This is a genomic window from Pristimantibacillus sp. PTI5 (genome assembly GCF_048572955.1).
In the GTDB taxonomy this organism is placed as follows: domain Bacteria; phylum Bacillota; class Bacilli; order Paenibacillales; family Paenibacillaceae; genus Pristimantibacillus.
The window spans coordinates 1,870,371-1,882,734 of sequence record NZ_CP183886.1; the positions used below are offsets into that span (position 1 = coordinate 1,870,371).

A 12,364-nucleotide genomic window follows, 5' to 3' on the forward strand; every position below is an offset into this window, starting at 1 on the left:
AAAGTTAACGAAAGGACTATTTCCGCCCAAAATCCGCCCGGATCTCGCCCCACTCTTCCGTGTTCCATTTCACGACCTTATTCGGATAAGTATTCATCTGAATCCATTTGACCGCTTCATCCGTCAGCTCCCAAATCTTCGCGGTAGATGCGTCACGCTTCAAGGTGGATGCTACCTTCTTGTTGCGAAGCCAGCTAAGCGCCGTTCTGGAATCCGTATATACCGTCTGCTTGCTGTCTTTCTCTTTCAAATACCTTAGCGCATGCACGATGGCAATAAATTCGCCTAAATTATTAGTCCCGTTCTGAATCGGCCCGACATAAAACAAAATATCGCCCGTCTGTGTATCCACGCCTTTGTACTCTACGGGGCCCGGGTTTCCTCTCGTGCCCACGTCCACGGAAATGCTGTCGTAATCTATGGATGCCGCCTCTGCTTCGAGCATAACCGTCTGCTTGACGCTGCTCCCAGTTTGCGCGCGCGGTTGCGATGATGAAGCCTCCTTCCCGCTTCCCCAGTGCTTTTGCCAGCCGTCTTTAAAAGCCGATTCCGCCAGCTGCTTGGTTTCAAAGGATTTGAACTTTGAATCCTTCACTCCGCTGACCTGCGCTTGGCATTCCGCCCAAGTCGTGAATACGCCCGTTTTTTTGCCTACCCATACCACATAATATTTCACTTTAGCCATTTGAAAAATACCACCTTTATCTATAAACCGAATTAGCGCTGCCGCTTATTGCTTAAAATCTTCAAACGCCAAGAAATAAACAGGGTAATTAGGCAGCTGCTTAAAACCAAGCTTCCCCGCTATTGCAATGGAATCCTTGCGGAAGCTCTCCGTTGTCCAATGAGGCGTTCCGCCTTTCTGTATGCATTGATGAATAAATGCAGCTGCCATCGCGGTAGCAAGTCCCTTGCCCCGATGCAATGTCTCATAAGTATTGATGCCAATTTCATATTCGCTGCCGCTTACGAATACCGACAGGCAGGTGCCGATCACTTCATTTCCCTTAAAAATACAGAAGCCTATTCCTTTGGCGAGAAACGTCTCCGTCGTGTCCCAAAACTTTAATATTTCCCGTTCAATCTTATTTTGGGCATCCCGCTCCATAGCGTTTCTGTCGACCGACAGCAGCTCATACTCACCTGGCAGAGCAAGCCAAGCCTCCAGCGCCAAAAAAGCTTCCTTTTGAAAAGAAAAGGGCACCCGCTCACCTCTGGACAGCCGATTGCGAAATATTCGCTCGACCAGCGTATCCGAGGGTTCCTCGGTTATCAGCTCTAGATTAAAATAATCCTCGCCGATTCCAATCGCTTCCGGCTTTATGCGTTCAATAATGAAGCCTTCCAATTGCGAAATGAAGGCCTCGCTTGGGGCCCCAATAAGATAGAACATTTCATTTTGGGCCCAGATAAAAGCTGCTGTCGGCGCTTTCGGATCATCAACGTAAATCTTTCCGAGATTGTTGCCCTCCAATACGCCGTAAATCACAACCGCATGCTCACAGCCTTCAAGCAGATGCCGGATTAAGCGGCAGCCCTCCGCTGGTTGCAGCTCATAAATCATAAGAACTCCTCACATTCTATTTAAACATAAACTTTAACTCAAAGCGCTTCGCTTATCTTCCACGTACCGATGGTTAGGACAGGCTTAAAACCGCGAACAAGCACGGTCTGCAATACGAGACCTTACAGCCTAAACCATCAGCTCCGCTTTCCCCGCGCTTTCCTTAATGCTGTTTCCAAAGCTTCTTTGAACCTATAATATCAAATAGCCGAGCCCTAAGAAACAAAGAGGCATCACATCTGCAAAGTCAGCAAAAAAAAGACAACCGTCACAAAACGGCTGCCTGATCCTTTCACTGCGCTAATTCGTACAAATCATACGAGCACCTTACTAAAGACGCCGTCGAAATAAGCCTGTAAATCTACTTTAATGGGCATAAAATAGATGTTGCTATTCGTTTCCTTCGTATAAGCGAGCGCCTGCCGCGAGAAGGCAATGTTCCATTCCAAAGTAGGCTTGAAATCCTTCGGAAAAACGACATGGTTTCTCGTTTCCCAATACCGCTTGGAGGTTTCCGATACGACGGGAGAAACTCCCCAAAAAATATCGGCGCCTTCCAGCATTTCCGAATAAAGCTCCATGAGCCGCAGGTCAAAGAAAGGCTGCGTGAAGAAACCGTCGACTCCCGCATGAAGCTTCTGCTGCACATATTCGTATTCCTCTCGAATGCTGCTTCGATACGGGTCTATCGCCGAATAGATCTTAATATGAGGATGCTCACGCTTCAGCTTGGTAATTAAATCAAGGCAGGTCGTTGGATAAATCTGCTTGCTGCTATTTTTCGGTTCATCGCCGGTAACGACAAGCACCTCGGAAATACGATGCTCGTCCAGGTAGTCAATTAATGAAAAAGGCTTCCTCGCGTCAAAATCCATGGAACGAATATGAGGAATGCAGTCATTATAATAAGATTTAGACAGGCTTGAGGCTTCCCAGCTTCTAAGATCAAACCTCGTCAAATCCGGAATGTTGATCGTATTAATGGATGGAAATTCTGTTTTCACTAATTGAAGCTCGGCTTTCAAGCCTTCTGAATCTCTCGGTACCAACTCTAACGAAATTCTCACCACATGGTCTCCTTGCTTCATCTGAGATAAACAAATTCAAACAGCCCTCTATTTTAGAGTTGTATAATAATACATAATACCGAATTTAAATTCAAACTACCAATAAGGATAATAGAACCCATCTATCATTATTTCTTATAAACGCATTAGCCGTCAAACCGGGCCGTCAAATTTGGTTTTCCCGTTTCTTTACCGCTTTCTTTTCCCCGCCATACAGTTGTACAAGCAGTTCCGTCCTCTCAGCAGAAGAGCAAAAAACGACCTTGCCTTGCATTCCATTCAAGAAAAATTCAATCCTATGCTCTTGTACGCTATAAGGGCGCAGCTCAAATTTAAACCATTTATCCTGCGAGATATAGAGCCGTTCTTGCTCAAAGGTGATCTGGAATGATACCTCCTGCACATCCTCAACCGCATAGCTGCCAAGGAGATCCTGCTGGCGGCTTGCCGCGAGTACGACAGGAACATACGCAGGCTGCGGCTGCAGCTCGTCGCCAAATGCGATTTGGGCCAGCTCCTTACTTATATGCCCAACCTGAGTCGTAACCAGGTTGGACAACACAATGACGGTTAAATCCTCAACCTTGTAATGCTTCATTTCGGAAATAAAGCCGTTAATGCCGCCGCTATGACCGATTACTTTTCGGCTGCTGCCGCGAATCTCTTCTTCATATACGAATAAGCCATAACCGTATTTACCGTTGAAAGGCGTGGTCATGCGCTCATATGCCTGTTCGTTGATTTGTCGCTGCGAATGCAGGGAAAGCCCCCATATGTATAGATCCTCTATCGTCGAATACATGCCGCCCGCACCGGATGGAATCGACATATCCGTAAATTCCGCGTGAACCAGGCTGCCCCATACTTCATAACCCGCAGCGCGGTTTTTCAATATTTTCGCAGCGTCATCGTATCCCGAATTAATCATGCCGAGCGGCTTCAATAAAACATGATGGATATAATCCGCATAGGTCCGGCCTGTGATTTGCTCAATTAAATAACTAAGAAGCACATAGCCTGAATTACTATAGTCGAACTGCGCCCCCGGTTCAAACAGCAATGGCAGGCCGATGAATCTGTCAACCGTGTCCGCCGTTGAGGAAGGCATTCTCATTCTGGCAGCGTAGTCGTCCAAGCCGGTAAAGTTCGGTATTCCCGCGGTATGCGTAAGCAGATGGTGAATCGTTATTTTATCGCCGTTTGGATAGCTCGGAATATATTTAGAGATCGGGTCGTTCACATTAAGCTGCTTTAGCTCATGCATCAGCATGATTGCCATCGCCGTAAATTGCTTGGTCATGGAGCCAATCCGGAATTTCGTTTGCGGAGTATTCGGAATCTCATGCTCGAAGTTTGCCATGCCATAGCCCTTGCTGAGCAGGATCCTTCCCTCTAATGCAACCAGTACGCAGCCGTTAAGATAACCGGATTGCGCAAGAGAACTGCAATGCTCATTTAACCGCCGGCTCAATAGCTCATTGGACATTAAGCTTGCTGCATACATCTGATCATCTCCATCCCAAATGGTGTCCATTTCGTACTTGTCCATTAAAACTTTTACAATCCCATTCTACCAAACATATGTTCTTATTGTAAACAATTTCCTGCGTTGAACAAAAAAAAAAAGGCCCAGCTTTCGCTGTTCCTTTACTGTCCTTGCCATTCTTATTTATTCGAATGCTCCTGCTTTAGGATCTCGAGCCACTCTTCTTTCCGCAGCCCTTCACCCCCGTATGACAGCAGCGGCGAGATTTCAATTTCGGCATTGCGCAGCTGTTCCGTTGAAATACCCGCAGCCTGCAGCCAGCGCATGTGCAGCTCCCTTATGAGCTTTCGCGCGCTTTCCGGACTATCGACTCCCGTTTTATTTTTCACCGGCGCAAATTCCTCCTGCCGACTTGTCTTAAGCACGGTTAAACGGCTTGCCAATGGGAAAAAATCAAAAATAAACCGCTCAAGCTTGTAGGCATTAGGTTCAGCAGGCTTGATGAGTCCGACTTCCGCATCCCAGACGTCCATTTTTTTGGCGGCGACATGATAAGGGATCTCGGCATCGGCATGCGCTTCAATAAAGTCCAGCTTAAATAAATGGATCGAAATATGCCCAAGGCCGTAAAACAATCGTTCGTCAATCGTTTTTTCCTTTTTTATCTTATCCGGAATTTCAGTATATTCCAATACAGCGGGACGGCCGTTCTTCAAACAAATAACACCGATTTTCTCTTCCTCGTCCGTTTTCTCAATGGCTTTCGTGGCAATCGGATTATCATGTGAAGCGGCCACGCCGATAAATGCGGGATCGGCGACTTTAATCAGCGCATTGTCTACATTGTAATAAAACAGCCATTCCAGCCCTCTTTGCTTCATGTCGTCGATTGCGCCAGACCGCTTCAGGGCTGCGAAGCACTCGCCGTTGCCGCTTGGAGCGAGCCGGATTGTTCCTTCTCCCGAAAGCAGCAGCTTTCCATTGAAATCAAGCGCAGGCATCGTATTTTGCGGAAAGAAGAAGCAGTCTCTCGCCGAATAACCAAAATAGTCCGCCGACCGAAAAAAGGCCACCGTTGCCTCATGGTTGTCAGGACTAGTCATGATATACCAAGGAATCGCTTTACCGGCTTTCCTGGACAAATAAAGCAGCCGTTCCGCTTGAAGCTGGAATAGCGACTTGCGGGATGGCAGTCCGATATCCAGCGTTCCTTTTGGGCCTTCATGGCCTAATCTGCTGCCATGTCCCCCGGCAACGACAACTGCCCCAATACGGCCGCTACGCAGAAGCTCCCAGCCTCGTTCGGTGAAGGCTTCCTGTTCCCGCTCCCCGTAATCCGCCCAGTCTTCAAAAGGAATCGGGCTGATCGGTTCATTGAAGGATACCGGCTGCCGATTTTGTTCAGCAATGGATTTGAATAAGGACTCGAAATCGATTTGCTCGATTTGAGCAGCCAATTTTTCTTTTGCGGCCTGAGGCAATTGCCTCAATACCGTCAGCACATGCTCCTGCTTATAGGCAAGCAGCGTCTCTTCCACCTGTTTTAGATTAGGCTCCAACACCCTTCCTCCTTTCTACATCTCCGTTCGGAAGCTCTCAATAAATTGCTGCGCCCGCTTAGGCAGATAGTGGTTCTTTAGCCAAAGGATACCGACATCGGACTGAAAGTCCGCATCCTCGATAGCAAGCATTTTGACAACGGTGCTGGGAAAGGATGACATGACCGATTTTGGGAAAACCGTCGCTCCAATCCCTCCTGCAATTAGCGACATGATAATCGCAACGCTCGAGCATTCGCATATAATATTGGGCTCGAAGCCGTGGCGTTTGCATTCATTGACGACCTGCTCATGCATGCGCGTCGTCTTGTCCGTCTTTAGGGTGAGGAAAGGAAACTGCGCAAGCTCCTTCATGCACAAAGCTTCCTTTCCGGAATATTTCGACCATGAGCTTGGAATGACGGCTACGAACGGATCGGAAGGCAGCGGCAGCACCGAATATTGCTGCGGATGCTTCTGCGCCTCGAACGGCAGCCTTGCGACGATAAGATCAATCGCCCTCTTCTCCAGCTGCTCGCCTAAGTAAAAGTGGTCGCCCTCCGATATTTTGAACGTGACCTGGGGATACTTCTCCCTAAATAGCTCAATTCGCTTCGGAAGCAGGGAAATGCAGGAAACGACCGACCCGATGGATAAAACGCCGCGAACTCCCTCCTCCATTCCCTTTACTTCCCGGAGGGATTCGTCGAACTGCGTAAGCAAGGCTTCCGCCTTCTGCTTGAGGAGCTCTCCCGCATCGGTAAGCTTAAGTCCTTTCCCGTTTCGCTCAAACAGCCTGACCCCCAGCTCCTCCTCGATCAGCTTAAGCTGGCGGCTTAAGGGTGGCTGCTCCATATTAAGCAGTTTGGCAGCGCGCGTAACCTGTCCTTCTTGTGCTATAGTTAAGAAGTATTTCAGCTGACGCATGTCCAAATCGTTCACTCCGTTCATCTATACCCAAAAGGTATGGACATTCAATAAAATAGATATTTTAAATATACCGTATGAAGTGTTAGCATTCAATTATCGATCACTAAAGGGAGATGGGCCAATTGCTTCAATCATTGGAAATCGAGTTAACCAAAAACAAGAAACAACAGCCAGCAGCAGACCAGCTTGGGTTCGGTAATCATTTTACGGATCATATGTTTATTATGGATTATTCGACGGACAAAGGCTGGCATAAGCCGCGCATCCAACCTTACCAACCGATCGTATTAGACCCGGCAGCAAAGGTTTTCCATTATGGGCAAACGATATTTGAAGGCTTGAAAGCGTATAAAGCCGATGACGGCCGCATATTGCTGTTCAGACCTCAAAAAAACATACAAAGAATGAACCGCTCCAATGAGCGTCTCAGCGTTCCAGATCTTGATATCGATACCGTTATCGAAGCCTTGAAGCAGCTGATTGCGGTCGATAAGGAATGGATTCCAACGGCGCCAAGCACGTCGCTGTACATTCGTCCCTTCATTATCGCCACCCAGCCGCAGCTTGGCGTAGCGCCATCCACCCATTACCAATTTATCATCATCATGTCGCCGGTAGGCGCTTATTATACGGAAGGCGTTAATCCGGTTAAAATCTTCGTCGAATCGGAATACGTCCGTTCCGTTAAAGGCGGCGTAGGCGAAGCGAAAACAGCCGGCAATTATGCGGCTGGCCTGAAGGCGCAGGAAATCGCTAAGGAAAAAGGCTATTCCCAAGTCCTATGGCTCGATGGCGTACACCGCAAATATATCGAGGAAGTCGGCAGCATGAACGTCTTTTTCAAAATCAACGGCGTCGTTCATACGCCTGCGTTAAATGGCAGTATTTTGGACGGCGTAACCCGCAACTCCATCATTCAGCTGCTTCGGCATTGGAACATCGACGTTGTAGAACGTCCGATTACGATTGAAGAGCTGTACGAGGCTGGCCGCAGTGGCGAGCTGGAAGAAGCTTTCGGCACGGGAACCGCTGCCGTTATTTCCCCGATCGGCGAGCTGAACTGGCAGGATGACGTGCTCGTCATTAATCAAGGACAGACCGGCGAGCTGTCCAAGAAGCTTTATGATACGTTGACCGGCATTCAAATGGGCAAGCTGGAAGATCCGCTTGGCTGGATGGTCGAAGCCACTCCCGTTAACGTATAGCTCGCGGCAAAACTAACCGTTGGCGGTAAAAGCTCGTGTTTTTCGTTTGAATAATTCAAAATTCATAAAAGGGAATGCCCTAAAGCAGCCGAGCTGCCCGGGCATTCCCTTTTTTTCGCATGGCTGTGCTCTACGCTTCGCTTTGCCTAATCAGATACCATTAACACGGTTAGGGAATTGAATTTTTCAGCCATTTGTTCTTCCGCTCCTTTGTTCGTATAGGGATTAAGGGATCGATAAGGTATTCCTCCAATTAGGTGTTTTCCCCTTTTTTCCAACCTATCTCAAGGCAGGCAATAAGGTAAAAAACAGCTATAGCCAATTTTTCTATCTCATTCTGCTTACGATTCGGATAGGATTAAGCTAGATAACCCTAAAAACGATCAGAAGGATGATACAGGTATGCTGAACGTTACTGCCGTCCATACGGTTTTTCATAAGGATGAGCTTTTCGAAGCCATGGCCGAACTGTATGATATCGGGACGCCGCAAGGAAGCCGATTCCTCTCGAACGGCTTAAATGATACGTACGAGGCCGAGACGGATCGCGGAAAATACATTTTGCGCATCTATAAGCATAAGTGGAGAACGGAAGCCGATATCCGGTTCGAGCTGGAGCTGCTCGCTTATTTATCCAGCTGGGATATGCCCGTCTCGCATGCCATTCCCAGGAAGGACGGAGAACTGCTGACCGAGCTGGACGCGCCTGAGGGTATCCGCTATGCCGCGTTGTTCACGTTCGCCGAAGGCGCGGGAAAGGTCGACGCGGAAACAAGCAAATCTTACGGGCATGCCGTTGCGCGGCTGCATCATGCCATGGATCACTATACGCCTAAGCATAGCCGCTTTGAGCTGGACACCCGCCATCTCCTTGATGAACCGCTGCAACAGCTTCTCCCTTTTCTAAAGCATCGTCCCGCAGACGGCAAGCAAGTCATCGAAATCGCGGAAAGACTGAAAAAACAGCTCGATACAGTTTCAAGCGGTTCGTACGACTGGGGTATTTGCCACGGCGACCTGCATGGCTGGAATGTCTACCATGCCGATGACGGCTCCCTGACCCACTTTGATTTCGACTGCTGCGGCATGGGCTGGCGCTCATATGACCTGTCTGTCTTTTTATGGGATCGGATGCACGGCAAGCAAGACAGCAGTAGCTTTGAGGACGAGTGCTGGGATGCGTTCCTCCATGCTTACTTAAAGGAGCGTCCCTTGAGTGAGCCGGATCTTGCTTTGATTCCGTTATTCGTTGCCGTCAGGCAGCTATGGCTGATTGGCCTTCATACCGGAAGAAGCGCGGTTTGGGGAGCTTGGCAGGATGATGGTTATTTTGACGGCAAGCTAAAGTTTTTAACCCATTGGGTTGATGCACATAAGCTATAGCATCGATGGAGCAGGAGCAGACTGTACGTCTCTGAGCTTCTTGCTCCTGCAGCCCTTTATTCACAATTTCCCTGTTTACTTACCAAAAAAGGTATGCTATCTTATTTCTACGTATATAGAAATAACAACTGCAGGAAAAGGTGAAGCCACAATGACTGAAGAGCATGCGGACGTACGGGAAGCTGTCAAAGTATATAAAGCGCTGGGCGAACCTACAAGGCTCAAAATAGCACTCCTGCTTACCGAGGAGAAAAATTTGTGCTGCTCTGATATAGGATCAAAGCTTGAATCCGTAGCAGGCTCTACGCTGTCTCATCACTTGAAGCAGCTGACAGAAAGCGGATTGCTGGATCTCCGCAAGGACGGAACGTATATCTACTACAGCGTGAACCGCAAAATGGCGCAAAAATACGCGCCGTACTTGTTGGAGTAATTTTTTTTGTTTACTATTTCTATATATTTAGAAATATAAAATTAATAGAGCGGAGAGAGGAGCACTATTTTATGTCTAACGCATGGAAGAGGAAGATTTATATGCTTGCCATAATCAGTTTTCTGGTTGGTACTTCTGAATTTATTATTGCAGGCATCTTGGATAAAGTTGCGGCGGATATCGGCGTTTCCGTATCGGCAGCCGGTCAATTAATCACCGTTTTCTCGCTGGCTTACGCGTTTGGCACGCCTATTCTTATGGCTGTCAGCGCACGCATGGAGCGCCGCTCGCTGCTTCTCTACTCATTAGGAATATTCGCGGTCGGCAACTTAATTGCCGTAGTATTGCCAGGATTTGAATTTTTAATCGTATCCAGAGTCATTCTTGCGTTCAGTACCGGGGTATTCGTCGTTACCGCTTTAACCGTCGCAGCGAAGCTTGCTCCTCCGGGTAAACAAGGCAGCGCGATCGCTACGCTCGTTATGGGCTTCAGCACAGCGTTAATCATCGGGGTTCCTCTTGGCAGATTAGCGGCTTCGGTGTACGATTGGAAGCTCATCTTCGGGGTTATCGGTTTATTAGGGCTCTTGGCGATGCTCCTCATCGTGACCTCCATTCCTCAACAAGATGGCGAGGCGCCCGTCCCTCTTCGCAGTCAGCTCGCATTATTGAAACAGCCAAAAATCGCAATCGCCTTAACGGTCACTTTCTTATGGATCGGCGGTTACTCAATCGTTTATACGTATATTTCTCCGTTTCTGCTTACGGTCACTAAGCTCAGCGAGCAAGGCGTCAGCATTGGACTATTCGCTTTCGGCATCGCGAGTCTCATCGGATCCAAATTCGGAGGCTTCAGCACTGACAAATGGGGGGCTCCGCGTACGTTGGTCAGCGGCATGCTGTTCCATACGATTGCCCTCATATTACTTTCGGTTGCCGGGCAATCTCCGTTAATCGTCTTCCCGCTGCTAATGCTATGGGCGTTCACGGCCTGGTCATCCGGTCCGACGCAGCAGTACCATCTCATGTCGCTTGCCCCGGAAGCATCCGGTATTATGCTTAGCTTGAACAGCTCGATCCTCCAGCTCGGCATGGCAGTCGGCGCAGGTCTTGGCGGCGTTATCGTTGAGCAAACCTCCCTCCATTCCATAAGCTGGATCGGGGCTACCGGAGTTATCCTTGCCGCCGCGACAGCTGCCACGTTTTTCGGAGTCTCACACTCCCGCTCCCGCCGCAAGGCCGTGGAGAGCACCCTTGCCAAGACGAGTGCTTAAGCTGCGCAATAATTAAAATACGCTGACGCCGTCATTAGCGGCAAAAGCTCGTTTCGCGGTGAAATATAAGCAAAAAAAGCAGGCTCCCATCCATGGGGGCCTGCTTTCCGTTCATGACCAGCTTCTATTCGAAGCGAATCAAGAAATAGTTTTTCTTCCCGCGGCGCAGCACGACAAATTTGCTATGCAGCCTTAGCTCCGCGCTCACGATTGCCTCAGCATCCGTTTGCTTTGTTCCATTAATCGAAATCGAGCCGCTCGTAATATCCTGCTTGGCTTGGCGGCGGGACGGCGCAGCTCCGGATTCGATCAGAAGATCCATAAGCGCAATCTCGTCCCTATTCGAGATAACCGTTGTAGGCATGTCCTGCAGGGCTTCGATAAGCTCCGCTTCGCTCAGCTGGTTTACATCGCCCGAGAAGAAAGCCTGCGTAATTTTCTCCGCGCTGTCCAGCGCTTCCTGCCCATGGACAAGACGGGTAATCTCGCGCGCCAGCTCGCGCTGCGCCACGCGTTTTTCCGGATGCGCTTGAAGCTCGCTCTCCAAAGCCTCGATCTCCGTACGGGAGAGGAAGGTAAAATATTTTAAAAACTTGATCGTATCGTTATCTTCCGTATTGATCCAGAATTGATAAAATTGGTACGCCGACGTCTTCGAACGGTCAAGCCAGATCGCGCCCGATTCGGATTTACCGAATTTTTTTCCGTCGCTTTTCGTAACAAGCGGCATCGTCATGCCGTAAGCGTCGCCGCCGCCCATTTTGCCGATTAAATCCAGACCCGCCGTAATGTTGCCCCATTGGTCGCTGCCGCCGATTTGCAGGGAACAGCCATGCTCCTGATGAAGCTTATGGAAATCATATGCTTGCAAAATCATATAACTGAACTCGGTAAAGGAAATGCCGGACGAAAGCCTTGAATCAACGGAATCCTTCGCGAGCATATAATTAACCGTGAAATTTTTGCCCACATCGCGTAAAAACGTGATCACGTCAAGCGGCTCGATCCAGTCATAGTTGCTTACAAGCTTCGCCGGATTCTCCGCGATTTCAAAATCAAGAAAGCGCGACAGCTGGCGCTTCAAGCTTTCAGTCCACTGCGCTACCGTATCTGCCGTATTCAGCGATCTCTCCGACGAGCGGCCGCTCGGATCACCGATTAAGCCTGTTCCTCCTCCAACGAGCGCAAGCGGAATATGGCCTGCCTGCTGAAAACGGCGCAAGCACAAAATCGGAAGCAGGCTTCCGATATGGAGGCTGTCCGCGGTCGGGTCGAAACCGCAGTAAAGCACGACACGCTCGCTTGAAAGCTTCTTATGTAATTCCTCGCGGTTGGTAAATTGCTGCACTAACCCGCGGTATTCCAAATCTGCCAATAAATCATCATGATTGATCAATAATGCTTCGTTTGTCATCTAACTCTCTCCTCTATGGTTTCCTACAGTTTACGTCGAATCGCTCTATTTTAAAAGAGATATGCCGGCG

Annotated in this window: 11 protein-coding genes; 4 read left to right on the forward strand and 7 right to left on the reverse strand. The window is 48.8% G+C overall.

Annotated features, from left to right (window positions below):
- Positions 1-16: 16 nt before the first annotated feature.
- From rnhA to ACN6MW_RS08365, 6 genes are all read right to left on the reverse strand, one after another.
- Positions 17-685, reverse strand: coding sequence for a ribonuclease H (gene rnhA / locus ACN6MW_RS08340; RefSeq protein ID WP_419875051.1), 669 nt, complete (start codon positions 683-685; stop codon positions 17-19).
- A 45-nt stretch (positions 686-730) separates the two neighbouring features.
- Complete coding sequence (locus ACN6MW_RS08345) at positions 731-1,564, reverse strand: GNAT family N-acetyltransferase (protein ID WP_419875052.1); 834 nt, start codon at positions 1,562-1,564, stop codon at positions 731-733.
- 314 nt (positions 1,565-1,878) lie between these two features.
- Positions 1,879-2,631 (reverse strand): methylenetetrahydrofolate reductase, encoded by a 753-nt coding sequence (locus tag ACN6MW_RS08350; protein WP_419875053.1) that lies wholly within the window; start codon positions 2,629-2,631, stop codon positions 1,879-1,881.
- 166 nt (positions 2,632-2,797) lie between these two features.
- On the reverse strand, positions 2,798-4,180 hold the full coding sequence (locus tag ACN6MW_RS08355; RefSeq protein WP_419875054.1) for a serine hydrolase domain-containing protein: 1,383 nt from the start codon (positions 4,178-4,180) through the stop codon (positions 2,798-2,800).
- A gap of 116 nt (positions 4,181-4,296) precedes the next feature.
- Positions 4,297-5,676 (reverse strand): UTP--glucose-1-phosphate uridylyltransferase, encoded by a 1,380-nt coding sequence (locus ACN6MW_RS08360; RefSeq protein WP_419875055.1) that lies wholly within the window; start codon positions 5,674-5,676, stop codon positions 4,297-4,299.
- A 15-nt stretch (positions 5,677-5,691) separates the two neighbouring features.
- Positions 5,692-6,588, reverse strand: a complete 897-nt coding sequence (locus tag ACN6MW_RS08365) for a LysR family transcriptional regulator (RefSeq protein ID WP_419875056.1) — start codon at positions 6,586-6,588, stop codon at positions 5,692-5,694.
- Between the two features lie 119 nt (positions 6,589-6,707).
- On the opposite strand from ACN6MW_RS08365, the gene ACN6MW_RS08370 reads away from it, so the two are divergent.
- The 4 genes from ACN6MW_RS08370 (at position 6,708) to ACN6MW_RS08385 (ending at position 10,880) form a co-directional block, all read left to right on the forward strand.
- Positions 6,708-7,790 carry a branched-chain amino acid aminotransferase gene (locus tag ACN6MW_RS08370; RefSeq protein ID WP_419875057.1) on the forward strand — a complete coding sequence of 361 codons (1,083 nt, stop codon included), beginning with the start codon at positions 6,708-6,710 and terminating at the stop codon, positions 7,788-7,790.
- Between the two features lie 402 nt (positions 7,791-8,192).
- Entirely contained in the window at positions 8,193-9,173 is a 981-nt protein-coding gene (locus tag ACN6MW_RS08375) for a phosphotransferase (protein ID WP_419875058.1), read from the forward strand.
- Positions 9,174-9,324: 151 nt separating this feature from the next.
- Positions 9,325-9,606: an ArsR/SmtB family transcription factor gene (locus tag ACN6MW_RS08380; RefSeq protein ID WP_419875059.1), complete on the forward strand. Its 282-nt coding sequence runs from the start codon at positions 9,325-9,327 to the stop codon at positions 9,604-9,606.
- A 71-nt stretch (positions 9,607-9,677) separates the two neighbouring features.
- A complete protein-coding gene (locus ACN6MW_RS08385) occupies positions 9,678-10,880 on the forward strand; it encodes an MFS transporter (RefSeq protein WP_419875060.1) in 1,203 nt (400 codons plus the stop codon).
- Between the two features lie 124 nt (positions 10,881-11,004).
- Here the strand turns inward: ACN6MW_RS08385 and tyrS are convergent, their stop codons facing one another.
- Complete coding sequence (tyrS, locus tag ACN6MW_RS08390; protein ID WP_419875061.1) at positions 11,005-12,294, reverse strand: tyrosine--tRNA ligase; 1,290 nt, start codon at positions 12,292-12,294, stop codon at positions 11,005-11,007.
- Between the last annotated feature and the right edge of the window lie 70 nt (positions 12,295-12,364).

Bases quoted from the DNA above. Each gene is read 5' to 3' on its own strand.
- rnhA (WP_419875051.1), bottom strand. From the start codon at position 685: ATGGCTAAAGTGAAATATTATGTGGTATGGGTAGGCAAAAAAACGGGC.
- ACN6MW_RS08345 (WP_419875052.1), bottom strand. From the start codon at position 1,564: ATGATTTATGAGCTGCAACCAGCGGAGGGCTGCCGCTTAATCCGGCAT.
- ACN6MW_RS08355 (WP_419875054.1), bottom strand. From the start codon at position 4,180: ATGGACAAGTACGAAATGGACACCATTTGGGATGGAGATGATCAGATG.
- ACN6MW_RS08375 (WP_419875058.1), top strand. From the start codon at position 8,193: ATGCTGAACGTTACTGCCGTCCATACGGTTTTTCATAAGGATGAGCTT.
- ACN6MW_RS08380 (WP_419875059.1), top strand. From the start codon at position 9,325: ATGACTGAAGAGCATGCGGACGTACGGGAAGCTGTCAAAGTATATAAA.
- ACN6MW_RS08385 (WP_419875060.1), top strand. From the start codon at position 9,678: ATGTCTAACGCATGGAAGAGGAAGATTTATATGCTTGCCATAATCAGT.
- tyrS (WP_419875061.1), bottom strand. From the start codon at position 12,294: ATGACAAACGAAGCATTATTGATCAATCATGATGATTTATTGGCAGAT.